This is a genomic window from Moorena sp. SIO3I8 (assembly GCF_010692325.1).
Classification (GTDB): Bacteria; Cyanobacteriota; Cyanobacteriia; order Cyanobacteriales; family Coleofasciculaceae; genus Moorena.
Window position 1 is genome coordinate 1 of record NZ_JAAHHW010000073.1, and the last position, 24,214, is coordinate 24,214.

Here is a 24,214-nt window from a genome sequence, read left to right on the forward strand (position 1 = left end):
CCCCATCTCCCCCTCTCCCCACCTCCCCCTCCCCCCATCTCCCCATCTCCCCATCTCCCCACACTTCCCACACTTCCCTCTCTTTCCCGATTCCCGATTCCCGATTCCCGATTCCCGATTCCCGATTCCCGATTCCCGATTCCCGATTCCCGATTCCCGATTCCCGATTCCCGATTCCCTGCGCTATACTAATTATTTTCAAGATACTTTTCTATCAATAGTCTAATTTTTGGTAATTTAAATTCATTAGCATAATTCGATATAGTCTGAGCAAAGGGAACAAATTTATCATCTAGTTGAGGTATTGGCTGATACACCCACTCTAACTGCAAATATTGCCCTAAGAAAACTTGATTGGTAGCTTGCACTACAGACAAACCATCTACTATTCTTCTAAAAGGTGGACAGAAGTCGTTTTTTTTCACGGACGTATTACCTATGGTTGACTATTTTATCCAAGCTACAGAACGCCCTTGGATGAGCATTTATTTAAGAATCCTCGCCTTTGTCTTTGCCTATGGCGCGATTGTCCACTTTGGTAATATAGCAGGTTTTGGGGAAATGCCGTGGTTAGAAACACCTTTAATCTGGAGAATTGGCGATGTTTTCTATGGCATCCTCGATACAGCAGCCGTGATTGGACTAGGAGCACGAAAATTGTGGGGCATTGGATTATGTTTACTTGGAATTCTCTCTCAGTTTATTATTTACACAGTATTTATCGATTATTTTGCCTCCACCCCTGAGCAAAGACAAACCATCTACGGTCTTTTGGGAACTGAAGCAATTTTAGTGCTGATATTGACTACATTATTCCTGTTAAGAAAGTAATTTTTTTTATAACTAAACAATGTCAGCTATCAGCTATCAGCTTTGATGGGCAAATCCCCAGACTTTAAATTATCATTAATATCTCAATCTTAAATTGAGCCGTTCCCGTAGCGTGGCCATAGGCCTGCATAGGTTTATTTTAAGCTGACTGCTGACTGCTGACTGCTTACGGCACCTCTTGATCAACCCACTCTAATTGTAAATACTTCTCCAATAATGCCAGTAATTTCTGCTTTAGCAACAATATATATCACAGGTAAGGTGACATCAAACCAAAATGTTGAACCTTGGCATAATTGACTTTTAACGTTTATTTTACTTCCCATCAATTTAACGATTTGCTGACTGATAGCTAAGCCTAAACCCGCTCCAGCTATCCGAAGCTGGGTATCCCCTACTTGTTCAAAGGGTTGGAATATTTTATCTAACTGTTGAGGACTGATTCCTATCCCAGTATCGATCACCTCAAAGCGAATCTTCCGAGAATGGATGTTATAATATCCCCCTTGAATGCTTTTGTTGGAAGACTGAGAGATTGCTAAGATAGGGTTTTGTTTCTCAATGACTCCTCTTGGTCGTGAATTCTCTATCTGTATACTTCCCCTTCTGTAACTCAGAAGTAAGGCGTTGCTGAATTAAGGAATGAATGCGCGATCATCTGGTTTTATTACAGCCCCCTAAATCCCCCGAGCGAGGGATTGCTCGCTCGGGGGACTTTGAGAGTTTTGTTCCCCCCAGCGAGGGATTGCTCGCTGGGGGGTTAGGGGGGCAAAACCATACCCATAATCAGCAACGCCAGAAGTAACACCACAAAATGGAACTAAAGCAATTTTCGGCTCTTGAGTTATGCCAAATGGTTTGAATCATGAAAACAGCTCTAGCAACACCATGCAACATATCAAATCTATTTCCCTAGCAATTTTACTATTGGCTTCGGTTCTATATCTGCCAAGCTGCAACCTCACTGGGGCTAAAAAGAACTCCAACTCAACTAGTAGCTCTTCTACTAAAGTTTTAGATCAAACCCCTGATGCTCGTCTGGTGGAGGAATTGACAACTAGCTATCTCAACAAAACCCCAGCTAGAGCAGTTGCGACTAAGCTAACCCTTGAACAAGCTCAGGCTTTGCAAGACCAATTTGTACAACAGTTGAGCTCTAGTTTAGGAAACGTTGTAGGTTACAAAGCTGGACTGACTAATCCTGCTGCTCAACAGCGCTTCAAAGTCTCTGAACCCTTACGAGGTGTACTTCTCGAAAAAATGTTGCTCAAAAGTGGAGCGGTTGTCCCTGCCAACTTTGGTGCTCGACCTGTATATGAAGGAGACTTAATCGTTAGAGTTGGTAGCGAAGAGATTAATAGTGCTACTACCCCTAAAGAAGCATTAGCTGCTCTTGATGCTGTCATTCCCTTCATGGAACTACCAGATTTAGTTTATGACCCAAAAGTGAGTCTTAATGGCACTGCTTTGGCAGCCATTAATGTCGGTGCTCGCTTGGGAGTTTTAGGAACACCGATTCCTTTATCTGCTACCCCTGATTGGGAAGAACGATTAAAAAATATCAAGATTGTAATGGTAGATAAGGCTGGCAATCAGTTAGCTGTTGGTAAAAGTAGTGCTTTATTAGGGAATCCGTTACAGGTAGTACTTTGGTTAAAAGATTCTTTGAAGGCATCAGGTAAAGTTTTGAAGAAAGGCGATTTACTGTCTTTAGGCTCCATGACTCCCCTAGTTCCTGTTAAATCTGGTACTACTATTCGTGCTCAATATATTGGATTAGATCCAAAAGACAAGGTAGAAATATCCGTTAGTTTTGAGTAATATTAAGTCCGGTATAACAAAGGGAATAGGGAGTAGGGAGTCGGGAGTAGGGAGTCGGGAGTCGGGAGTCGGGAGTCGGGAGTCGGGAGTAGGGAGTAGGGAGTCGGGAGTCGGGAGTAGCGATGTATCGCTTTTACAATTAGGCAAAAAGTCTAAGAAACTTCCCATACTTCCCACACTTCCTAGACTTCCCATTCTTTTTTACAAATATGAGATGCACCCTATCTAATCAGTTTACCGAACTGCGAAATTTGCCGTAACCATAGCCAACCTAAGACGCTGCCAATGGCATAATAGAGGAAATCCCACCATACAAAGGTAGTTCCTAAGAGAAATTTACCGATTAAGGAAGCACGAATCGGTGCTAATATAGGGGTTTGCCAAAGTTGTAATAATTCTATGGCACAGGTAACGCTAAAAACTCCTAAGGTAATTCGGGTTATTGCTTGGCGATTGGGGATAATAAAAAATATCAATAAACACCAAAAAATCTCATATAAAATAGCACCAGAGTAGTCATGAACCCATTTTTCTCCAAGACCAGAGTAGTATTTGGAAAAAATCCCTAATGGTGTAATAATCAATAGAGAGAGAATAATAAACCAGCGTTGAGGAGTAATTTTTAATAGTTTAGTCATTAGCGGATTAGACAAATGATTTGAGTGCTGAGGGCGTCAGTGGGTCAGTTGTGAGTTATGAGTTGTGAGTTATGCCAAATCCCTTACATCGATGGGGAAAACCAATAACTTTGCTGCTGTTGTGGTTAGCTGTACAGTTAGTCATCAAGCAAGGGGTGATGGCGACACCGACAGTAGTTGAAGTAGTTGAGAAACCGGAATCCTTTCGACAAAAGATTTGTCCTGCTGACTTAACTACAGCCATTGATGCCATAATCAGTCGTCCCGAATTTATGCGATCGCGTTGGGGGATTTTGATTCAACCCTTAGCCGACTCAGCTCCCCTCTACAGTCTTGAATCAGAACGTTTCTTTATCCCAGCATCCAATATCAAACTCTTTACCACAGCAGCAGCGTTACGTCAACTAGGTGAGCAATACCGGATTCGCACACCGGTTTATGGTACTGGCACTAGCCCCTATTTGACGTCCTTACGAATTGTGGGACAAGCAGACCCAAGCTTAAGCAATACCCAGTTAACAGATGTGGCACAACAACTAAAGGGTCAAGGGGTAAGGTTGGTGCAACAGTTAATTGTAGAAGATGGCTATACTCCCTATGGTATTATCAATCCAACCTGGGAGTGGAGCGATAGTTATCTATACTATGGCGCTTCGGTTAATCGACTTATTCTCAATCAAAATACTGTTGGACTAACCCTATTGCCCCAACAGCCTGGTAAACCATTGCGCGTTAGTTGGAGTGATGGGGTAGCGGCTAGACAGTGGCGTGTGGATAATCGTGCTGTTACGGGTAAGGCGGGAATACCATACTCAGTGGAAATAATGGGAGTTTTAGGTGAGCCGGTGTTAGTGATTAACGGTCAACTGGCAGCAGATGCTGCACCAGACTTTTGGGGGTTAGCAGTTCGCGACCCAGCCCATTATTTCCTGGAGTCCTTCCGCCGTATCCTAGAAGCTGAGGGAATTGCTGTGATTAAGGCATTGGTGAAAGACAGTTCAGCTGAGATGGTCAGATCATCAGATCAGGGGATGGGAAGAGAGGTTAATAATACAGAAATAACCAAAATAACCAATACAGCAGGACTTACGCAAAGCCCCCTAAATCCCCCAATTATGGGGGACTTTAACATCATTCCCCCCCAAAATTGGGGGGTTAGGGGGGCAAAACCAAGTAAACTTCGTAAGTCCTATACAGAAAGAACCAGAGAGTTGGCAGCAGTGGAATCTCTTCCGTTAGCGCTATTGTTAAAGGAAATCAATCAGCAGAGTAATAATTTGTATGCTGAGGCATTATTGCACCAGCTGGAGACAGAGGAAAGGAGTGAGTCTAGCCCTAAGTTTGGTCTGGTAGCGGTTCAACAGAGCTTAACGGAGTTAGGGGTTGACCCAAAAAGCTATAGTATGGCTGATGGGTCTGGGCTATCTCGCCATAATTTAGCTAGTCCGTTTGCGATCGCACAAACTCTGAGACTGATGGCACAAACCCCATTAGCTCAGGTTTATCGAGAATCCTTGGCTACGGCTGAGGTTAGTGGAACTTTACGCGATCGCTTTCGTGATACCGCAGCTGTTGGTAAGCTCCAGGCTAAGACTGGTACATTAAGTGGTGTCTCAGCCTTATCAGGCTATCTTGATATTCCTGACTATCAAACCTTGGTATTGAGTATTCTGGTAAATCAATCTGACCAATCTGCTGCTAAACTCCGTAATGCTATTGATGAAATTGTTCTATTATTGACTCGCTTGGGTTATTGCTAAGTGTTGAGTGTTGACGGGTAGCAACGGTTGAACATTTTTCGCAGCCCAACCCTCCCTCCCCGGGCCCGGTTTTCCCACGCCCGCTGACTCTTAGCCCTACTCCCTATTCCCTATTCCCTATTCCCGCGCAACCCAGAACGAAAGTACTTCAGCCAATTGAGAAATGCTGTAATTATGAAACCCCTGGAAATTCCCCCAGACCCTACACCCAAGACCCTAAACCAGGGTTCAACCAAGTCTCCAATTCAAATCTGTATCACATTAGGAACTCGTCCGGAGGCAATTAAGTTAGCTCCAGTGATTCTTCAGTTCCAACGCTCTGGTAAATTTAAGACTCAGGTGGTGTTAACGGGTCAGCATCGGGAAATGGTAGACCAGGTGATGGGGATGTTTGACCTGAGGGCGGATCGGGATCTAGAAATTATGCAGCCCAAGCAAACTCTGACCGATATTACTTGTCTTAGTTTACGGGGGTTAGAGGAATTATTTCAGGAATTGCAGCCCCAGTTAGTAGTTGTGCAGGGGGATACAACTACAGCCTTTGCTGCGGCCTTGGCAGCCTTTTACCAACGTATCCCGGTGGGTCATGTCGAAGCGGGATTGCGCACCAATGATTTGTTTAATCCCTATCCAGAGGAAGCCAATCGACGGCTGATTTCTCAGATTACTCAATTACATTTTGCCCCCACTCCCCTGGCAGTAGAGCATTTGCAGGGGTCTGGGGTGACTGGCGCAATTCATAAAACTGGGAATACCGTGATTGATGCCCTGTTGATGGTAGCTGAGCGGGAACCAGTGTGTGAGGTTCCGGGTTTAGATTGGGAAGGATACCGGACGATTTTAGCAACAGTACACCGTCGGGAAAATTGGGGGAAACCACTGGAGGATATAGCCCAGGGGTTTCTCCAGATTTTAGATAAGTTCCCAGATACAGCCTTATTGTTACCTCTCCATCGCAATCCTACGGTCAGGGAACCCCTGAGGGCAATCTTGGGTGACCATGAGCGGGTATTTTTAACAGAACCACTGGATTATGTGGAATTGGTAGCAGCAATGCAACGGTGTTATTTAGTGATGACTGATTCTGGCGGATTGCAGGAGGAAGCACCGAGTTTGGGTAAGCCAGTGCTGGTATTGCGTAAGACCACGGAACGACCGGAAGCGATCGCAGCTGGGACTGGTAAGTTGGTAGGAACCGACCCGGAACAGATGGTAGGGGCGGCAAGTTTGTTGTTGAGTGATTCAGTAGCTTATCAGGGGATGGCAAATGCCATTAATCCCTTTGGGGATGGTCGTGCGGCGGAGCGTATAGTACAGATTGTGGAGGATTACTTTGGTCTAAATTTTTCTGACAATCAATAACCTCAATTCATTCCCTCCAACAACGTTTGAACCTTACCATCCGGGTGTAGCAGCACGCGAATTTTTGGTATACCTTCCCCTTCTAAAGGGGACACAAAAGTTTCACCGATCAGAGGTATGGGGGCGTTATCTATATAGGTTTTCGCTGCTTGCCCAAGGGGAATTATACGTCGGATAGTACCATTATTATTTAACCACAAACTATAGTTCAAGGTTTTCTGTAGCCCTTCGGGAGGTTGCCAGCGCTCCTGGAAATATCGTCTAGCTTCTGCTACCTGAGAAATCTTATCAAACAGGGTATTTTGAGATATCTGATTGGCAACGGTAGGCTCGGATGGGTTTAAAGAATCAGAAACAGGGCTACTCGGGACATTCAGTCCAGGCACAGCTTGATCGATAACAGAGCTACTCGGGACATTCAGTCCAGGCACAGCTTGATCGATAATTCTAGAGGTAGAAGAACCTCTGTCGAGAGTAGACACATTCTGTTGAGGAGCAGGGATGGCTTGAACCGCCACATTAGTAGTAGAAGAAGTAGAAGTAGAAGAAATCGAAGCAGTAGAAGTAGAAGAAATCGAAGACTCAACGTCAGGGATTACCACTGTTTCTGTGGGGATCGATAGACTTTCTCTAGAGGAATCCTGAGTTTCCAGCTCAGTAGGAGAAGGGGCTGGTTTAATAACCGGCAATTCTGACAAAGTTTGTACTACAGCGATGGGACTGGGTGGAGTTGGTTTGGGTTGGGTATTTGCCTTAGCAGTAGGTACATTAGTTTTACTAGCCTCAGAAACAGGTGCCTCACCGTTACTAGCCCCAGGAGCAGCAGCAGGACTAACAGCAGAACTAGCTACAGGACTAGTAACAGAAGTAGCTACAGGACTAACAGCAGAACTAGCTACAGAACTAGCAGCACTCAGTTTGGGAGAGTCTGGTGTCCTAGCTGGAGCAGGAACAATCTTGAGCATCGGACGTGAATTCGGGCGTGAAGCTATTGCTGGCGCAGTGCGTACTGGTGGTGGAGAGGGTGGCTTAACGGGAGGCGGTGGCGGAGTGCGTACTGGTGGAGAGGGTGGCTTAAGGGGAGGCGGTGGGGGTAACTTGGTTCCTGGGGACAGACGGGGTGGTACCGATGGAGTTGGGATGGGAGTGCTCGGTGCTGGGGGTACCTGGGAGATGGCTCGCTTTTTCCCAATCTTGCTGGACTCTAATGCTGTTGTTGGGACTTCTGTGGTTAGTGTTTTCCCTTGTTCAACAGGCTGAGGTTTCTCAAGCAACTTAATCACTGCCGCTGTTACACCCACTGCCAACACCATCGATGCTGCTGTACGCATCCAAGCGGATGATTCTGGTTTCCAACTGGGCTGATTGAGTTTTGGTAGGGATACTACTTCAGCCGCATATTCATCCAAAGCGGTAGCTAAATCAAACAGCTGTGTAGCACTTAAATCAACCACTGACCCAGATTCTTCATTAGCCAGCTTACCCAGAAACAGGCTATGGCTCAGTAACCCTTTCGATTGCAGATGGATTGGCTGAGTTGGAACTGCTGTGGCATTTTCTGCCTGAGGGGTTGGAAGAGTTAGGACAGTCAAGGGAGTAACCTCAGCCGATCGCGTAGCGTGGCCTACGGCCTTAGAGTTTCCAGAGGCAACCAGTTGCTTTGGGGACGGCTCAAGGAAGTGCTGAACATAGCCATCTACCGCTTCATACAACACATCTAAATCCTCTGCGTTGCCTCGTAACGTTACCTGTTGTTCTTCTGGCTTGCGGGGGTCATCAAAACGCAACTCAAACCGCAACTTCTTCACCACAGATTGTCCCACCCAGCGGGATAAGGGTGAGCGGTTTGCCCAAATTGATAGGGTACAGGTAGGAGGAGTGTAACGTCGCAGGACTATGTTAGTCATTGGTGATTATTTATTAGTCATTTGTTAATTGTTAATTGTTAATCGTTAATCGTTAATCGTTAATCGTTGATTTCTATAGCATTTCCCAAGAAATCATAAAACCCAATACTGATTTATCATAACACCAAAAAATCCTCTGCTCTCTTTCCTAATGTTCTCTGTTTACTGTTCCTATTCCGTTCTTTAATCAATTTTTTATCAAAAATGCTATAGCGTTTATCATAGCTATGAGGTACACATAATTTTTGACCATTTATGAGTTACCTACTCTCTACTCCCTACTCCCTATTCCCTATTCCCTACTCCCTACTTCCTAAAAACCAGGATTTTGTACCTCACCCAATTGATAAATGCTATATATTTTCCTGGATGCAATCCTTAAGATACTTTACCTAATAAGGCTAACCATAAACGCTGATGACCTTTTGCTCCACTATAGAAGAGTAATTTGATTAATAGTTTAAGAGCCAGTTGCTTTAAACTATCAGTTGACACCTTTTCTTCTTGCACCATCCGTTCTCGGTAAGTGTTATTAAAGTTGTCTAAATAATCTCCCAATAAAGCAGCACGATGAGGTTCACTGTTTTGTTGTGTCATTTGTTCGAGTAAAGCCACCGCACGACGGATTAGTTCTTGATGGTCTTTAGCCAAGTGACAGATGATTAAAACTAGCGATCGCGCTTCCTCCACATCCAGCTTTTTCCGTCCTCCTGAACTTTTGCGCAGGGGATTAGACTGACGCAGACGCCACAATGCTACTCGGTCTGTGATCATTGACTCTAAATTTAATTCAGCAGCAGCTTGCAGCATCTCCTCTGAGCCAATACCTGCTAGAGCTTCTAGGCTAAGCAAGACTAAATCTAGCTGGGTTTTGATATTATCGAGATCGATTGAGTCTGCGGCTTGACTCAGAGGCAAATCCTCCCAAGCAGGAGGTGATTTTGGCATCTTGACAGTGGAAACCATAATTTTATTTTACTAAAGCAAATCCGGTTTACCCGTCGCTGTTACAGGTTTGGAAACAGGACTACGAAAGATTAAGGTATGTTTCCTGCTGGTAAAGCTTTGGTTGTCTGTTGTTCGCGTAGCGTGGCCTATTGGCCAAGGTTGAAGGTTATCTGGTTGTTCGCGTAGCGTGGCCTTTTGGCCAAGGTTGTCTGGTTGAAGGTTGAAGGTTGAAGGTTATCTGGTTGAAGGTTGTCTGGTTGAAGGTTGTCTGGTTGAAGGTTGAAGGTTGAAGGTTGTCTGGTTGAAGGTTGTCTGGTTGAAGGTTGAAGGTTGAATGTTGTCTGGTTGAATGTTCAAAAATGCATTGTAACCTGCTAACCTGCTAACCTGCTAACCGGTTAACCTGCTAACCTGCTAACCTACTAACCTGCTAACCTATGACCTTATTTAAGGTAAGCAACGGTAACACCAGTCCCACCCTCAGATTGTTCGGCTAGCTTAAAACGCTCCACTAGAGGGTGCTGTTCCAAGAAAGCGTGGACACCTTGTCTTAATCGACCAGTTCCTTTGCCATGAATAATCCAGAGTACTCCAAACTCTATCGCCTTAGATATTGCTTGGTCGATGTCAATCTCTGCATTAGCTACCCGACTTCCTCGAATATCAATGGTATTTTTCGAGGTGCGCACAGCCGTAGCTGGCCGCGAGACTGGGGTTGGGGCTGGAGCTGGTTTTGATGTAGGTTTTACCACATTTTCCGGCTTTTGTCCATCCAAGGATTCCACATCTGTTAGGGCAACGGTCATTTTCATTAAGCCAAAGCGTACCGTTAGTTCCCCATTATCTGCGGTACTTAGTATCTCGGCTGTCTGATTCAATCGGGGAATGCGAATGCGATCGCCTACTTTGGGGCGGAATCCTGGTTTTGGTTTAGGAGGCGGTGCGGCTGGGATTTGACGCTCGGCAATCTCCTTAAGAGCGTTTGTGGCTTTTTGGGCATTTTGAGCGGTTTGGGAGCCTTGCTGCAACTGCCGAATCACTTGGGCAATTTCTTTCTTAGCTTGTGCGATCGCATCTTGCACAGACCGTTCCTGGGAAAGCTTCAATTCCCGTTCCCGCTCCTGCAAAAGTTTTGCCCGTTCAGAGAGTTCCTGATGGAGAGATTCAGCTTGTTGCAGTAACTGATTTGCCTGTTGGGCTTTAGTTTCCTGAGTGCGCCGTTGAGCTTCTAAACCGGCAATTACCTCATTCACATCTTCCGAAGCTCCCCCCAAAAGGGTTTGAGCCTGATCCACCACCGATGGGTTTAACCCTAAGCGTCTAGCAATGCTCAAGGCATTGGAGCGACCAGGAATACCCCACAATAGACGGTAAGTGGGTGAGAGGGTTTGGTCATCAAACTCCACCGAGGCATTCTCAAACCGCTCGTCTTGATATTTTAGTGCTTTGAGTTCCCCATAATGCGTAGTCGCAATGGTTAATTGTGTGGTGTTTGCTAGGTATTTCAGTAATGCGATCGCTAAAGCACTGCCTTCTGCGGGGTCAGTCCCTGCTCCTACTTCATCTAATAGTACGAGTGACGCACGAGGAGTTGAAGGTTCTTCAAGGTTGGCAGGTTGAAGGTTATCTGGTTGAAGGTTATCTGGTTGAAGGTTATCTGGTTGAAGGTTATCTGGTTGTTCGCGAAGGACTTTCAACCTACCAACCTGAAACTCTTGAGAACCTCCAACTTTCAACCTGTCAACCTGTAACTCTTCTTTTGGGGTAGTTATCGCCTCAATAATTCGACTAATCCGGCGAATGTGACCCGAGAAAGTGGATAAACTCTGTTCTATAGACTGCTCATCCCCAATATCTGCCAGAATTTGCTCAAACCAAGGAAGTTCTACTGGTTCCCTTGCTGGCACAAATAAACCCGCTTTTGCCATCAGTGCCGCTAAACCAAAGGTTTTCAACGTAACGGTTTTACCGCCAGTATTCGGACCGGTAATAGCAACTACCCGAATGTAGGACTGAATCTGGACATCAATGGGAACAACTGATGTGCCTTGTTCATGTTTTTGCTGCCATACCAGTAGAGGATGGCGTAGTTGCCGTAGAGTAATGCTTTCATTCTGATTGCGGTCAATAAATCTGGGGGGATTGGCTTCTAACCACAGACTATATCTTGCCTTAGCGGTAGCTAAATCTAGGGTAGTTGCTACAACCAGCAACCGTTCTAAGTCTGGCTTAACTGCTGCTACTTGTTCGGTCAACGCACGACGTACTGCTTCCGCTTCCACTTGTTCTTGCCGCCGCTGGGTCCGAAGTTGATTGCCTAAGCTAACAATGGCCTTCGGTTCCACGTATAGGGTGGCACCGGTGCTAGAGGTATCCTGAACAATACCAGGAATAGCATCTTTCTGGGGAGCTTTAACCGGGAGTACAAACCGATCACCCCGTTGAGTAATTAACTGTTGTTGTAATGCCCCCCCTTTACGCTGGACAATCCCCTGGAGGATTTCATAAATTCGGTCTCGTAATGATTTCATCTGAGTCCGAATCCCTGCCAGCTTCGGGGTTGCCCGGTCAGCTACATCGCCTCGCTCATCGATACAACGGTGAATTTCTTGTTCAAGTTCTGGGTAAGTGCGGCTGTCAGCCACCAGTTCCTTCAGAATTGGTACATCCTCTTGGTCTTCAATAAACCGCCGTAGACGCCTCACACCAGCTAAGGTTGTTGCGATCGCTAATAGTTCCTCACCAGACAAAATGCCTTGGAGCTCTGCCCGATCCAGAGATTCACCAATATCTTGGATGCCGTCAAAGGTTAGTCCTGTGTCTAAACTAGTTTCCAGTTGATAGGCTTCTTTAGTCTGGGCTAGCAGGTCTAGGCTTTCCGGTTGAGTTGCTGGGGGGTGGAGATAACGAGCCGCAAAGGCTCCCAGCTTAGTAGCCGCAAACGTAGCCAGGTGTTGGCACAGGCGGGACCATTCCAGTAGTTCTAAGGTTTCAGATTGAATCAAGGCTCAGAGACAAACGCATACCTCAATTGTATTATCCGATAATTCGGTTAGGAGTGGGAAAGTTAAGATTGATCAAATTACCAATAACGTGAGTATTCAGCAATCAGCACTCAGCGGTCAGCTTATTTTATTCAAAAGCTGTCTCGTTCCCGTAGCTTGGCCTACAGCTAATGGCTGATAGCTAATGGCTGATAGCACCTCAAGCAGCGTGTTCATAGGCTGATAACTGATAGCTGATAGCTCATAGCTGATAGCTGATAGCTCATAGCTGATAGCTTATAGCTGATAACTGATAGCTGATAACTGATAACTGATAGCTGATAGCTTACCTAATTACTAATTGCCATCTGAAAAAGACACAAAAACCCCAAATTGGGATATGCTGGAATAAGTTGATGTATGCCCTGCCAGATTTATCCTAAATTCTCCTTCTTCAGATGGTTTAATCGTATGGTAGGGCTTCCCTAAGGTTTTTATATCCAGTAAGAGTACTGTAACTTACGTACTAAGCCCTGAGTGGAGCCATTGATTTTATCCACTTCACCCGATTATCTCATCATTCCAGCATTATCAAAAACTACTTGTCGGATAACAGTCTGCTGGTGGTATCCGGTAAAGTAGGAGTAGGTTTGTACGGCAGAGGAATATACTGTACCGATGGACGTCCACCTTGAGGTTGGGGGTACAAATCCATTAGTTTATAGATAGCTTTAGGTAGACCAACTGTGACAGGTAGACCTAGTTCAGAGGCTTCCTCGACAGTAATCGGACAGTCATGGGTGATTTGACCAGTGGTAAGAAAGTCAATAATTCTATCGATGTGTTCTGGGTCAATCTTCTGCTTAGGGATATCGTCTAGCAGTAGCGTTCGCACGAAACGTTGCACCTGCTTAATGGCTTTGCCTGCCAAATCAGCCATCATCAAGGTTTGGTCATCAATAGCCTCAACGGGCTTTTGCTCCACAACTCTGAGAATGCTAGCAGCAGCAGTATTCCCTAGTTGAGGGTCAACCGGTCCAAGGACAGCATTGGCATCCATCACAATTTCATCTGAGGCTAGGGCTAACATGGTACCACCACTCATGGCATAGTGGGGTACAAAGACAGTAACTTTAGAAGGATGACGAATTAAAGCTCTAGCAATTTGTTCTGTAGCCAGCACCAATCCCCCAGGAGTATGTAAAATAAGATCAATAGGAACATCTGGTGGAGTTAGACGGATTGCCCTGAGCACTTGTTCAGAATCTTCAATAGATATGTAGCGGGATACAGGGATGCCAAACAAGCTAATAGACTCTTGTCGGTGAATCAGTAAAATTAACCGACTTTTTCGCTTATGCTCGAATTCTTGCAAAGCTCGAAAACGTCTATATTGCATCTGACGACGTTGCCACAAGGGCTGCAACGAGGAGATGATCAAAAAAATCCAGAACAGATCAAAAAAGTTAAAGCTAAAGTTCATCGCTTACTTACAGGTATCAAGTAGTTGTACCCTTTAGTTTTCCCGTGGTTAGGATGCTTTATTGCTAATTTTTAGTTTTTTTGGCTTAGTGTTGTGGGCTGATGCCTTGCTAGAGAACCTCAAACTGTTTTGAAGTCCTATCATATGTAGTGTAAGCAACATCAAAACTCCTGTGAGTTAACTTAAGTTAACTTTTGTTACAAAACGCCCATCTCAGCCATAAAAGTTAAGGGTTAACCCTGATTAGTATTTAGTGACTCAATCGAGAGTATATGCCCTTACTAATCAGTTTGGTGATTGCTGCAGTAGCGACTTACCTTTCTCTGAACACTACGGAAGAAATATTGAAAGTGGCATCATTATTAATTGTGATAATTTGCCTGTTGCTAAGCTTTGTTTTTGCCCCACTACTAATTAAAGTGTTGATTGTCGTAATTTTCCTAGTAATTCCTAAAATCCCCAGGAAATCTTAACTCTTGTGGCTGAATGCTTAAACCCACATTCCCTAGGTTGGAGAGGAGATTATAAAAACCCCTACAATAACTCGTAGGGGTGTGTGGATGATTTCTATTGATTTATTGGTTGTTACTAGATTGCTGAATCAGGTAATCTAAAATAGTTCCGATTCCCTCACTTAGCAGCACTAGTAGTACCTTGAGACTCAGTTAGTTATGATTTGGTCTAGATCCCAAAAAATCTCAGTTACCCACTAATATTCAAAATTTTCACCGGGCAAAGCAGGAGTGGTTGTTGGAGGTCGCCGAAACTGGGTTGCCTGTTCGTAAGCATAAGCGAATCCCAGTAAGGTAGGCTCACTGTAAGGCTTACCAAAGAAAGTCAGTCCTAGGGGTAATCCCTGCTGAGTAAAGCCCATTGCCACAGAAATGCCGGGAAAACCAGAAACGTTGGCTAAGTACCCTGGTATGTAGGGGTCACTTGAGGCACATTGATAGGTTGGATCCTCGACATTATAGAGCGGACCGGCAGGACAAGTCATGGTGGGCCAAATAATCGCGTCGAGATTTTGGGCACTCATAATCGATAAAATTTCCTGCCGAACCCTAGGAAACTCGAAATGGAGAATATAAAGATATTCGGTATCAGCCAGTTCTGGATGCTTTAGAGATTCTTCAAACCCTCCGACGCGACCGGGATTGAGAGCCTGTTCTGAATTGACTAATGGGTTAGATAAGCTCATCGAATACATTTCCCTCAGGGTGTCAGGGAATGGAAGCTGGAGGTTTTTGAGGTAACTATCGATCTGGGGTTCAAACTCAGCCTCTGTTACCGGTGCCATGAAAGGCCAGAGGTTTTCCAATTTGGGAGAGAAATCCACCGACTCAACTGTTGCACCTAATTCCCTCAGCTTAGCAACTGCTGCATCAGTTGCAGCATCTACCTCAGGGTTACCACCGCGAAAATCAATCGCCACCCCAATTCTTGCCCCTTTTAGGGCTTGTTTATTGAGAAACTGGGTGTAGTCCTTATATGTTTTCCCTTCACTGTCCAGGGTACGGTAATCATTGGGATCAACCCCTGCCATTACACCCAAAGCGATCGCTGCATCTGTCACGGTTCGAGCTATAGGGCCCGCACTATCAAAGGAGAGGGTTAGGGGGATGATACCATCTCGACTAACCAGTCCCTGAGTAGGTTTGATACCGACAAGACCTGCTACTGCTGCAGGGCCACGAATTGAGCCTGAAGTATCGCTTCCGGTGGCTAAAACAGCAAAATTTGCCGCAATTACAGCCCCACTGCCTCCACTCGAACCCGAAGGATCACGAGTTAATTTGTAGGGATTGCGTGTCAGTCCCCCAAGGGAACTGTAACCTAGCCTACCATAGGATTCAGCAAATTCACTCATATTTGCTTTACCAAGAATAATCGCTCCTGCCTCTCGCAACTTCTTAACAGTAAAAGCATCATCGGGGGGTAAGGAACCTTCCAGCAGCACCGATCCTCCTGTTGTGGGTAAATCGGTAGTGTCATAGTTATCTTTCAGAATGATGGGGATGCCATGTAAAGGACTTCGCGGTCCTTTCTGCTGGCGTTCTTGGTCTAACGCCCTTGCTTCTTTAAGGGCATTGTTATTGATAGAAATTAGCCCATTAATTTTCGGACCTTGATCGTCATAGGCTTCAATACGATTGAGATAAAGTTGCACTAATTGTTCGGAAGTGAGTGCATTCTTATCAAAAGCTTCGTTAATCTCTGCGATTGTTGCTTCCCTGAGACGAAAGGTCTCAGCGACTACCTCTGAGGGAAAACTACTCAGAGCGAACATGAAAAGATAAGTCAGCCCTTGTTTAGCTATTTGCCACCAGGTCAGTTTTTGTTTCATATCTATACTGAAATTGATTGATAAAGGATATCACTAATTGGGTGCATTTCATATTTGTAAAAAAAAGGGGAGTGTGGGGGAGGGTAATCGCCATCTTTAGTGTATAAAATGTTACTTGAAATTTGTCAAATTTGATACGTCTGAGAGGACAGAGAAGTTGTGCTCACCTGAGAATCAGGCTTAGCTGTTAATGTAAAGAAATCTAAAATGTGACCGAGCAAAAGATTGCAAAAAACTTTGTTAAAAAGGCGTTGAGCCCCAGAGAGGAAAAAGAGGCTTCCGCTGCAGCAAGCGTAGTCTGCTGAAGAATTTTAAACTCCTAGAAGACCCCCGAGTGGAAAGAACACGACAGCATAACTTAGTCGATATGGTCACTGTGTCCCTGTTAGCAGTATTATGTGGTGCCGATGGATGTTTGGGGATAAAGACCTACAGATTAGCGTTGCAATTGTGGTTGAAAAGGTTTTTAGAGTTGCCCCATGGAATACCGTCCCATGACACGATTGGAATAGCAATAACCTCTGGGTTGAGACTCAAATTGGCTTGAACGTGATAGGTGATGTGCTTCGGTTGGGTTCGAGCTTTGGGCTTGCCCCCTTTCTGATAGTGGGGTTTCGACACCACAGTGCCGGTCTCCAGTCGATACATTCTCGGATCGGCAATAGCCTTCTATTCCTTTTTCAGTTAATTCTTAATGTGACACTTTAAAGTGCGGAATATCTGCTTAAGGTTAATCTTTCAAAAACATTAAAAATACTATACATTTTCCCGATTTCCAAGAAACCAGTCGTTAGGCTGGATATATAGAGCAACAATTCATTCAAAAAACGCGATCGCATAAACCCATGCTATTTGACCTAGCCAACCTCCCCTACTGGATCTTTTTGGGTATGGGAGTTCTATTGTTTGTGTTAGTCATTGTTTCCGGTGGCGGAGACGATGACATTGATATAGATGCAGATGTAGATCTGGATGTGGATCTGGATGTAGATGCAGATTTCGGTACTGATACAGATACTGATGCCGATGGTGAAGGTGGTATTGAGATTCTAGGATGGCTAGGTATCGGCAAAGCCCCCCTAATTTTGCTCCTGGCAACAGACTGTAGCCTTTTGGGACTTTTCGGCTGGATGTTCAATGTCATGATTGGTGGTGTTACTGGCAGTATTCCCACTGGGTTTTTAGCTGGGGTGGTATCAGTAATGTCATTGTTTCTGACCCTAGTTACCGGAGGATTCATCTCTCGACCGATAGGAAAAGTTTTCGCCTCCTTTGGAGAAGATACCAGTAGCGATCGCTTAGTTGGCTGTCACGGTACAGTTTCCTCTGCCACCCTTCCCAAGGAAAACCAAGGCAAAATCGGTCAAGTCGATGTCCTAGATCCAGCTCGTAATTTAGTTACAGTTAATGCCACCTTACCAACTTGGGCAACAGTTACTCCTAAACGGGGGAACAAAGTGTTAGTGATTGACCGACACCATCATAACTATCTCGTAGTCCTTAAAGATAGTGCTGATCAGCAAGCCTGGTTAGACAATGCTTATTAGTCAGCAAGGGCGCACAACCTGCTGTGATAACCTGCTGTGATGTATATCAGTTCCTCAAGATTATCATAAATTTTCTGATCTTCCCTGATTAGTATATAGAGCTCCATTTATCAGCAAATCTATTTAGCCATGTCAAACTCATCGATGAATACAACAGTGCAAACTGTTCCGGTACAGTCATCTATAGCCCAGCTTCCTCCTGGAATTCTATTTTTCCCCGGTGTGATTGGAGGTCTGATTGTATTATTGCTATTAAGCATCTGGGCTTACACCAGAGTTTATGTCATCACGCCCAACAACGAAGCATTTTTGCGGACAGGTGGTGTCTTTGTCAAAAAGAAAACGGTTATTCTCAGTGGCGGGTGTGTGGTTTTGCCAGGATTTCATGAACTTACCCGTGTCCCACTCAGAGAAATTTCTATTGATGTTGAGCGCACCGGTAACCTAGCAGTTCGGACCCAAGACTACCTGCGGGCTAATATGCGGGTAACCTTTTATGTCTGTATCAATGCCAATGAAGAAGATGTGATTACTGCTGCCCAACGACTGTCTCGTGAAGGTAAAATTTCCCCCGAAGATATTAAAGAAGCTATCGAAAAACGGGCGGATGATGCTATTAGAGCAGCAGCTAAGAAAAAGAATTTGGCAGAAATTGATTCCGATAAATTAGGATTTGCTGATGAAGTGTTGAATTTAATTCAGCAAGACTTAAGAAAAGTCGGTTTAACTCTCAATAATATCGCGATTTCTGAGATAGAAGAGAGTGATACCTACGATACGAATAACTTCTTTGATGCCCAAGGAGTACGTCTGCGCACGGAAACCATTCAACAATCAATTCAGCAAAAAACTGAAGTTGAGCTAAATACCAAAGTTGCCATTGAAGAGAAAGAACTCAACGCTGAAAAGCAATCCCTACGCATTGCCCAAGAACAAGAAGAAGCGAAACTGGCGCAAAAGCTTGAGGTTGAAGCCCTAAAAGCCCAGCGTGAGCGGGAAATAGAAGAAGCTAAAGCCACAGAAGCAGCCACAATTCAGCGGACTAAAATTTTACAGAATAAGTCTGTAGAAGAGGAAGAAATTCGCAAACTACTGGCCTTGCAGCAAAGCCAAATTGAAGCCGATATTACCCTCGAAGAACGGAATAAAGCCCTCAAGGTAGCCCAAACTCTGCAAAAACAAGAAGCGGAATTGGCAGAAATTAATCGTCAGAAAACCTTAGAAGAGGAAAAGGTTCAACAACAGCTGGCAGTCCAAGCTAAGAAAATTCAGGCAGATATTGAATTAGAAGAACGGAATAAAACCCTCAAGGTGGCACAAATCCTGCAAAAACAGGAAGCAGAAGTAGCAGAAGTTACTCGTCAGAAAACCGTCGATGCTGCCTTGCTTAATTCTCAGGTAGAATTGGCAGAAGCAGAACGAGAGTCAAAAATTGCTCAACAAGACGCTGCGATCGCAATTGCCGAAAAAGAACGCGATCGCTTCAATTCCGAAGCCGAACGAGCTCAAGCTGAAGCCGCTGTAGCCACCGCTACGGAAGTAGAAGAAGCCGAACGGCAACAACGCCTTTCTATCATTGCTGCTGAACAAGAAGCCGAACAACGGCGGATTGGTGAGCAAAACGTGATTGAAATCGATGTATTCCGCCGGTCTCGTCAAGCTGAAGCAGCCAGACAAGCAGCAGAACTAGAAGCTGAGTCGATCCGCACCCTAGCAGAAGCAAATCGGGATAAAGCCTTGGCAGAGGCAGAAGGTAAACGATCCCTGATCGAAGCCGAAAATTCCATCAGTGATGCTCAGCTAACTGCTAAAATTATCACTACCATATGGCCAGAGTTAGCCCATCAACTACCAGAAATTGCCAAAGCCTTGGCTCCCCAGCCAGGAATTTTGGGAGATACTCGGATTTACTCCTTCCCCGGTGTCAATGGCAATAATGGTAACGGAGTTAGCAGTGTAGGTGACATCAACAAACTGCTACTATCTACCAGTGGCTTATCAATGATTAATGGTTTGTTAGAGGAAGGCAAGCTAGGGGAGTTGATTAGTCAAATCCGCCAGATGATGACTCACAACAGTAGCACAATCACCAGTAACACAATCACACCAAAGGAGAAGAAAACCCCGACCACCGATATCATCCCATCACGGGCAGCAGCCACCTCAAACCTTACCGAAAAAAACCACCTTACCCGAAATTCATAAATTCATCTCACCGCCAAATCAAAGATTATGGCGGTGAGATGAATTTATGCCGACAAAAAAAGGACGGGGAGATTGTCCAAATCCGACGTTGATTTGTGGTATAATAAATTTATGATAGTTAGAGAAGCTAAACTGCTAAACGGATCATTAGCCCAATACCAAGCTTTAGATGAAGCTATACGAACCGCTCAATTCATCAGGAACAAGGCCGTTAGACTATGGCGTGATCAGCCAAAAGTAAACAAGGCTCGTCTATCTCTGTTGTGCAAAGAATTGGCTGGTGAGTTTCCCTTTGCTAAAAAGTTGAACTCAATGGCTCGTCAAGCTTCTGCTGAAAGGGCATGGCTATCAATCTCTAACTTCTATCGACGTTGTAGAGAGGGTGCTAAAAAGAAAGGTTATCCTCAGTTCAAGAAACATTCTCGCTCAGTTGAGTATAAAACCACGGGGTGGAAACTTTCACCTGAGTGCATGACCATCAACTTCACTGACGGGTTCAAGGCGGGTCAGTTTTCTGTGTTCTGCAACTATGAAACACGAGAGGACTTGTTCAGACTCAAAATCAATCGGGTACGAGTGGTCAGACGAGCCGATGGTTATTACGCCCAGTTCTGCTTTGATGCTAACCGAAAAGAGAAAGGTAGCTATACTGGGAATGTGGCGGGTCTTGATTTAGGGATCAAGTATTTTTACAAAGACCAAAACAACAATGCTGCCATCTACCCTAAGTATCTTAGGCAAGCTGAAAAGCGTTTAAAAAAACTACAACGTCGATTGTCCAGAAAGTTTGTAAGAGGTAAAAAACCTCAATCAAATAACTACCACAAAGCTAGAATTCGACTGGGTAAATGCCATTTGAAGGTTCAAAGACAGCGTAAAGACTGGGCTGTAAAACAAGCTCGGTGCGTAGTCCACTCTCACGATGTGGTTGTCTATGAAGACCTCAAAATAAGCAATATGGTCAAGAACCATCACTTGGCAAAGTCGATATCCGATGCCGGTTGGTATCAATTCACCCAATGGTTAAACTACTACGGTAATATTTGGGATAAGACTGTGATTGCGGTCAACCCAAACTACACCAGTCAAGATTGTTATAACTGTGGTTATCGGGTGAAAAAATCTCTCAGTACCAGAACTCACAAATGTCCTCGTTGTCAAACAGAAATTTGTAGAGACACGAACGCTGCTCTCAACATTTTGAAGCGTGGCTTAGAAGTTTTAGGTATTGAGTACAACAGCGGTGCGACCCCGCACGGGTTCCCCGTGCTAGGAAACGCGCACCAAGAGAGTACCCAAGGGCATTGGGAAACTGCCGTTGATTCGGAAACGCTTGGGGAGAGTGCAACCTCTGTTGATGAGAGGAAACTTGATTCAATAAGTTGTCTCAATGAACCAAGAATCACATATTGTGAGAATCCCCCGTTAGAATCTCCGATTTAACGGGGGAGTATGTCAACCACCCAAGCATCAAGAAACCCAAATCAGGGCAAGGCTAAGGTGCGCTTGACCCATTAAGAATTAAATTCGCCACGGGTCGCACCTGAAGTATGAAGGTAAGCATTCAGCACTCAGCGCTCAGTCGTCAGCTTTTGGCTCACGTTACTTGAGGTGCTTATTTGCTTCAAAAGCACCGATTGCGCTACTTGAGGTGCTGCGCGAACAGTAGCGTGGCCTTTGGCCAAGGCTCTTGGCCACGCTACGCGAATAGCTGATAGCTGATAGCTGATAGCTAAATGCTTACGTATTAAGAATTCATAATTTATACTTCATGCTTCACAATTCATAGTTTCTTTGTATAGTTCGAGCAATCTTCGCTCCAATTTGATAACCTAGCTAAAATAATCTCGGAAGAAAAACAGCGTGGATATTCAAATTGGGCGAGGTAAGATAGCTCGCAGAGCCTACGGCATAGATGAAATTGCACTTGTTCCCGGACAGCGGACACTCGACCCCAGTTTGGCTGATACTCGCTGGCGTATTGGCGGTATTGAACGAGAAATTCCTATTATCGCCAGCGCTATGGATGGGGTGATTGATGTGTCCATGGCAGTCAAGTTATCCCAAATTGGGGCAATGGGGGTTCTCAACTTAGAAGGGATTCAAACCCGTTATGCTGACCCATCACCGATTCTAGACCGCATTGCTTCGGTGGGAAATTCTGAGTTTGTTCCCCTGATGCAGGAACTTTATAGTTCACCGATTAAGCCAGAATTGATTACCCAGCGAATTCGGGAAATCAAGGACCAAGGTGGTATTGCAGCTGTGAGTCTGACCCCTGCTGGAGCCAGTAAATATAGTCAGGTAGTGGCAGAGGCTGGTGCTGATTTAATGTTTGTTCAAGCAACAGTCGTTTCAACAGCTCACCTGTCACCAGAGTCTATCAATCCCCTGGATTTGGGACAGTTTTGTCAGGATATGCCCATGCCAGTAATTTTGGGGAATTGCGTGACCTATGATGTTGCCCTCAATTTGATGAAAGTTGGGGCAACTGCTGTCTTGGTGGGTATTGGTCCTGGTGCTGCTTGTACCTCTCGGGGTGTCTTGGGTGTCGGTGTACCTCAGGCAACAGCAGTTGCAGATTGCGCTGCTGCCCGTGACGACTACTATCAGGAAACCGGTAACTATGTCCAAGTGATTGCTGATGGCGGTTTAATTACAGGAGGTGACATCTGTAAGTGTATTGCTTGTGGTGCTGATGGAGTGATGATTGGTTCTCCTTTTGCCCGTGCCAAAGAAGCTCCCGGACAAGGGTTTCATTGGGGTATGGCAACCCCTTCGAGCGTGCTACCCCGTGGGACACGAATAAAAGTGGGCAGCACTGGCACACTTGAGCAAATTCTGACTGGACCAGCCCAAATGGATGATGGCACCCACAACCTTTTGGGAGCCTTGAAAACCAGTATGGGAACCCTCGGAGCAAAAAACCTCAAGGAAATGCAACAAGTGGAAGTAGTGATTGCTCCCTCTCTGCTAACAGAAGGAAAAGTGTACCAGAAAGCTCAGCAGTTGGGTATGGGGAAATAGTATAGTGTCTAGTTGAATACTGATCATTCTTAGTTGTTCATCAATTGAAAATTGAAACTTGACCATTGACAATTCCCAAATATTATGGTAATTCATAAATTGAACAGCTTTTTTACAGGTTTCTAAAGTTCACGAACAACTGTTGTCAATAGTTAAAGCTAAATAGTTAAAGCTAAATAGTTAAAGCTAAATAGTTAAAGCGATGATTATAGATACTTATCGCGACCACCGCCAATCGTCAAAATTTTTCGACTGGCTTGGAAATTGCTGAAAAAAAATCAACGGTGACATACAATGGAAAAAGCGGAGACAAATGTTTCCGTTCACTCCTCACACCACACTCCGCCCGGACATAGTTCGGGCGGTTCCTTATTTTATATTGAAGGTTGAAAGTTGAAGGTTGAAGGTTGAAGGTTGAAGGTTGAAGGTTGAAGGTTGAAAGTTGAAGGTTGAAGGTTGAAGGTTGAAGGTTGAAAGTTGAAGGTTGAAGGTTGTTTGGTTGTTCGCCTTTGGCGTTCGGTGTAGGGTAGGTTGAACGGCGTTGCTTAATAATGGAATGATTTTAAGAGTGTTTAGGTGCGCGCCTCCAAGGCCGGGGAACCCGGCCTTGGGTCGCACCTGTGGAATAGGCATCTTGCCGTGGAATGGGCATCTTGCGTGGAACTGGCATCTTGCCAGTTTCATGCTTATTTTGGGGCGGGCAGGATGCCCACTCTACTCCTATTCATTCAAAGACTGACGCAACGCCGGTTGAACGCGATGGACGAAGTCCCGCTTTCAGCGAACGCGTGGCCGAAAAGCCAAGGTTGAGACGATAACCTGTAACCTGTAACCTGTAACCTGTAACCTTCAAGCTGTAACCTTCAACCTGTAACCTTCAAGCTGTAACCTGTAACCTGTAACTTGTAACCGCCTCACCTGTTCCGCCCTATGGGAGTGTTAACTTTTGCCCAAGATATTTAATCGGTGTTGTGACTATGGTAAAATTTCGGAGGTACGTAGCAAAAGTATTCGCAAGGATTTCCAGGCATGTCAACAGCCGCCCCACAAGTTACAGACTCCAGCTTTCAGGCAGAGGTACTTGAGAGCGACATCCCAGTATTGGTAGATTTTTGGGCACCTTGGTGCGGTCCCTGTCGGATGGTGTCTCCGGTTGTGGATGAGATAGCACAGCAGTACGAAGGTCAGGTGAAAGTCGTTAAGCTGAACACCGACGAAAATCCTAAGGTGGCAGGTGATTATGGTATCCGCAGTATACCAACCTTGATGATTTTCAAGGGAGGCCAACGAGTAGATATGGTGGTGGGTGCAGTCCCCAAAACTACCTTGGCTAATACTCTAGAAAAGCACCTCTAAT

At 45.1% G+C, this 24,214-nt stretch carries 23 protein-coding genes; 12 read left to right on the forward strand and 11 right to left on the reverse strand.

The window, feature by feature from the left end; all coding sequences use genetic code 11:
• On the forward strand, nucleotides 1–192 hold a 192-nt coding region (locus tag F6K51_RS23600), incomplete at its 5' end, for a hypothetical protein (protein WP_365940117.1).
• Here the strand turns inward: F6K51_RS23600 and F6K51_RS23605 are convergent.
• Entirely contained in the window at nucleotides 189–425 is a 237-nt protein-coding gene (locus tag F6K51_RS23605; protein WP_293024782.1) for a hypothetical protein, read from the reverse strand. The two genes, F6K51_RS23600 and F6K51_RS23605, sit on opposite strands and share 4 nt — an antisense overlap.
• Before the next feature lie 13 nt (nucleotides 426–438).
• Between F6K51_RS23605 and F6K51_RS23610 the strand changes: the two genes are divergently transcribed.
• Nucleotides 439–831: a hypothetical protein gene (locus F6K51_RS23610; protein WP_293024784.1), complete on the forward strand. Its 393-nt coding sequence runs from the start codon at nucleotides 439–441 to the stop codon at nucleotides 829–831.
• Between the two features lie 182 nt (nucleotides 832–1,013).
• Here the strand turns inward: F6K51_RS23610 and F6K51_RS23615 are convergent, their stop codons facing one another.
• Nucleotides 1,014–1,448, reverse strand: coding sequence for an ATP-binding protein (locus F6K51_RS23615; protein WP_365940123.1), 435 nt, complete (start codon nucleotides 1,446–1,448; stop codon nucleotides 1,014–1,016).
• A gap of 229 nt (nucleotides 1,449–1,677) precedes the next feature.
• Here F6K51_RS23615 and F6K51_RS23620 point away from each other — a divergent pair, with 229 nt between their 5' ends.
• A complete protein-coding gene (locus tag F6K51_RS23620; RefSeq protein WP_293024786.1) occupies nucleotides 1,678–2,652 on the forward strand; it encodes a hydratase in 975 nt (324 codons plus the stop codon).
• Here the strand turns inward: F6K51_RS23620 and F6K51_RS23625 are convergent.
• The gene (locus tag F6K51_RS23625; RefSeq protein ID WP_293024788.1) at nucleotides 2,608–2,847 is read right to left on the reverse strand and encodes a hypothetical protein; all 240 of its coding nucleotides are present in this window, start codon (nucleotides 2,845–2,847) and stop codon (nucleotides 2,608–2,610) included. The two genes, F6K51_RS23620 and F6K51_RS23625, sit on opposite strands and share 45 nt — an antisense overlap.
• Nucleotides 2,848–2,873: 26 nt before the next feature.
• Nucleotides 2,874–3,290 carry a DUF2809 domain-containing protein gene (locus F6K51_RS23630; RefSeq protein ID WP_293024790.1) on the reverse strand — a complete coding sequence of 139 codons (417 nt, stop codon included), beginning with the start codon at nucleotides 3,288–3,290 and terminating at the stop codon, nucleotides 2,874–2,876.
• A gap of 71 nt (nucleotides 3,291–3,361) precedes the next feature.
• Here F6K51_RS23630 and dacB point away from each other — a divergent pair, with 71 nt between their 5' ends.
• A complete protein-coding gene (gene dacB, locus F6K51_RS23635; RefSeq protein ID WP_293024792.1) occupies nucleotides 3,362–5,050 on the forward strand; it encodes a D-alanyl-D-alanine carboxypeptidase/D-alanyl-D-alanine-endopeptidase in 1,689 nt (562 codons plus the stop codon).
• Nucleotides 5,051–5,224: 174 nt separating this feature from the next.
• Nucleotides 5,225–6,412: a UDP-N-acetylglucosamine 2-epimerase (non-hydrolyzing) gene (wecB, locus tag F6K51_RS23640; protein WP_293024794.1), complete on the forward strand. Its 1,188-nt coding sequence runs from the start codon at nucleotides 5,225–5,227 to the stop codon at nucleotides 6,410–6,412.
• 2 nt (nucleotides 6,413–6,414) lie between these two features.
• On the opposite strand, the gene F6K51_RS23645 is transcribed toward wecB, so the two are convergent.
• Nucleotides 6,415–8,319, reverse strand: coding sequence for a DUF4335 domain-containing protein (locus F6K51_RS23645; protein ID WP_293024796.1), 1,905 nt, complete (start codon nucleotides 8,317–8,319; stop codon nucleotides 6,415–6,417).
• Nucleotides 8,320–8,574: 255 nt separating this feature from the next.
• On the opposite strand from F6K51_RS23645, the gene F6K51_RS23650 reads away from it, so the two are divergent.
• Nucleotides 8,575–8,715 (forward strand): hypothetical protein, encoded by a 141-nt coding sequence (locus tag F6K51_RS23650; protein ID WP_293024798.1) that lies wholly within the window; start codon nucleotides 8,575–8,577, stop codon nucleotides 8,713–8,715.
• Here the strand turns inward: F6K51_RS23650 and F6K51_RS23655 are convergent.
• The 5 genes from F6K51_RS23655 to F6K51_RS23675 form a co-directional block, all read right to left on the reverse strand.
• Nucleotides 8,698–9,285 carry a DUF3038 domain-containing protein gene (locus tag F6K51_RS23655; RefSeq protein ID WP_293024800.1) on the reverse strand — a complete coding sequence of 196 codons (588 nt, stop codon included), beginning with the start codon at nucleotides 9,283–9,285 and terminating at the stop codon, nucleotides 8,698–8,700. The genes F6K51_RS23650 and F6K51_RS23655 overlap by 18 nt on opposite strands.
• Nucleotides 9,286–9,501: 216 nt before the next feature.
• The gene (locus F6K51_RS23660; protein WP_293024802.1) at nucleotides 9,502–9,624 is read right to left on the reverse strand and encodes a hypothetical protein; all 123 of its coding nucleotides are present in this window, start codon (nucleotides 9,622–9,624) and stop codon (nucleotides 9,502–9,504) included.
• An 86-nt stretch (nucleotides 9,625–9,710) separates the two neighbouring features.
• Nucleotides 9,711–12,272, reverse strand: a complete 2,562-nt coding sequence (locus F6K51_RS23665; RefSeq protein WP_293024804.1) for an endonuclease MutS2 — start codon at nucleotides 12,270–12,272, stop codon at nucleotides 9,711–9,713.
• A gap of 577 nt (nucleotides 12,273–12,849) precedes the next feature.
• Nucleotides 12,850–13,734 (reverse strand): hypothetical protein, encoded by an 885-nt coding sequence (locus tag F6K51_RS23670; protein WP_293024806.1) that lies wholly within the window; start codon nucleotides 13,732–13,734, stop codon nucleotides 12,850–12,852.
• 709 nt (nucleotides 13,735–14,443) lie between these two features.
• Entirely contained in the window at nucleotides 14,444–16,078 is a 1,635-nt protein-coding gene (locus tag F6K51_RS23675; RefSeq protein ID WP_293024808.1) for an amidase family protein, read from the reverse strand.
• 334 nt (nucleotides 16,079–16,412) lie between these two features.
• Between F6K51_RS23675 and F6K51_RS38540 the strand changes: the two genes are divergently transcribed.
• The 5 genes from F6K51_RS38540 (at nucleotide 16,413) to F6K51_RS23700 (ending at nucleotide 22,857) form a co-directional block, all read left to right on the forward strand.
• Nucleotides 16,413–16,625, forward strand: a complete 213-nt coding sequence (locus F6K51_RS38540; RefSeq protein ID WP_365940120.1) for a transposase family protein — start codon at nucleotides 16,413–16,415, stop codon at nucleotides 16,623–16,625.
• A gap of 298 nt (nucleotides 16,626–16,923) precedes the next feature.
• On the forward strand, nucleotides 16,924–17,625 hold the full coding sequence (locus F6K51_RS23685) for an OB-fold-containig protein (protein WP_293024812.1): 702 nt from the start codon (nucleotides 16,924–16,926) through the stop codon (nucleotides 17,623–17,625).
• A gap of 129 nt (nucleotides 17,626–17,754) precedes the next feature.
• Nucleotides 17,755–19,830, forward strand: coding sequence for an SPFH domain-containing protein (locus F6K51_RS23690; RefSeq protein ID WP_293024814.1), 2,076 nt, complete (start codon nucleotides 17,755–17,757; stop codon nucleotides 19,828–19,830).
• 111 nt (nucleotides 19,831–19,941) lie between these two features.
• A complete protein-coding gene (locus F6K51_RS23695) occupies nucleotides 19,942–21,273 on the forward strand; it encodes a transposase (RefSeq protein ID WP_293024816.1) in 1,332 nt (443 codons plus the stop codon).
• A 420-nt stretch (nucleotides 21,274–21,693) separates the two neighbouring features.
• A complete protein-coding gene (locus tag F6K51_RS23700; protein ID WP_075896321.1) occupies nucleotides 21,694–22,857 on the forward strand; it encodes a GuaB3 family IMP dehydrogenase-related protein in 1,164 nt (387 codons plus the stop codon).
• A gap of 369 nt (nucleotides 22,858–23,226) precedes the next feature.
• Here F6K51_RS23700 and F6K51_RS23705 read toward each other — a convergent pair whose 3' ends face one another.
• The gene (locus tag F6K51_RS23705) at nucleotides 23,227–23,541 is read right to left on the reverse strand and encodes a hypothetical protein (RefSeq protein ID WP_293024819.1); all 315 of its coding nucleotides are present in this window, start codon (nucleotides 23,539–23,541) and stop codon (nucleotides 23,227–23,229) included.
• A gap of 345 nt (nucleotides 23,542–23,886) precedes the next feature.
• On the opposite strand from F6K51_RS23705, the gene trxA reads away from it, so the two are divergent.
• Nucleotides 23,887–24,213: a thioredoxin gene (trxA, locus tag F6K51_RS23710; protein ID WP_075896319.1), complete on the forward strand. Its 327-nt coding sequence runs from the start codon at nucleotides 23,887–23,889 to the stop codon at nucleotides 24,211–24,213.
• Nucleotide 24,214: the final 1 nt, after the last annotated feature.

Excerpts from the sequence above, each read along its gene's own strand:
- F6K51_RS23610 (WP_293024784.1), top strand. The coding sequence starts at position 439 with ATGGTTGACTATTTTATCCAAGCTACAGAACGCCCTTGGATGAGCATT.
- F6K51_RS23620 (WP_293024786.1), top strand. The coding sequence starts at position 1,678 with ATGCCAAATGGTTTGAATCATGAAAACAGCTCTAGCAACACCATGCAA.
- F6K51_RS23625 (WP_293024788.1), bottom strand. The coding sequence starts at position 2,847 with ATGGGAAGTCTAGGAAGTGTGGGAAGTATGGGAAGTTTCTTAGACTTT.
- F6K51_RS23630 (WP_293024790.1), bottom strand. The coding sequence starts at position 3,290 with ATGACTAAACTATTAAAAATTACTCCTCAACGCTGGTTTATTATTCTC.
- dacB (WP_293024792.1), top strand. The coding sequence starts at position 3,362 with ATGCCAAATCCCTTACATCGATGGGGAAAACCAATAACTTTGCTGCTG.
- wecB (WP_293024794.1), top strand. The coding sequence starts at position 5,225 with ATGAAACCCCTGGAAATTCCCCCAGACCCTACACCCAAGACCCTAAAC.
- F6K51_RS23645 (WP_293024796.1), bottom strand. The coding sequence starts at position 8,319 with ATGACTAACATAGTCCTGCGACGTTACACTCCTCCTACCTGTACCCTA.
- F6K51_RS23650 (WP_293024798.1), top strand. The coding sequence starts at position 8,575 with ATGAGTTACCTACTCTCTACTCCCTACTCCCTATTCCCTATTCCCTAC.
- F6K51_RS23655 (WP_293024800.1), bottom strand. The coding sequence starts at position 9,285 with ATGGTTTCCACTGTCAAGATGCCAAAATCACCTCCTGCTTGGGAGGAT.
- F6K51_RS23670 (WP_293024806.1), bottom strand. The coding sequence starts at position 13,734 with ATGAACTTTAGCTTTAACTTTTTTGATCTGTTCTGGATTTTTTTGATC.
- F6K51_RS23675 (WP_293024808.1), bottom strand. The coding sequence starts at position 16,078 with ATGAAACAAAAACTGACCTGGTGGCAAATAGCTAAACAAGGGCTGACT.
- F6K51_RS23685 (WP_293024812.1), top strand. The coding sequence starts at position 16,924 with ATGCTATTTGACCTAGCCAACCTCCCCTACTGGATCTTTTTGGGTATG.
- F6K51_RS23690 (WP_293024814.1), top strand. The coding sequence starts at position 17,755 with ATGTCAAACTCATCGATGAATACAACAGTGCAAACTGTTCCGGTACAG.
- F6K51_RS23695 (WP_293024816.1), top strand. The coding sequence starts at position 19,942 with ATGATAGTTAGAGAAGCTAAACTGCTAAACGGATCATTAGCCCAATAC.
- F6K51_RS23705 (WP_293024819.1), bottom strand. The coding sequence starts at position 23,541 with ATGAAACTGGCAAGATGCCAGTTCCACGCAAGATGCCCATTCCACGGC.
- trxA (WP_075896319.1), top strand. The coding sequence starts at position 23,887 with ATGTCAACAGCCGCCCCACAAGTTACAGACTCCAGCTTTCAGGCAGAG.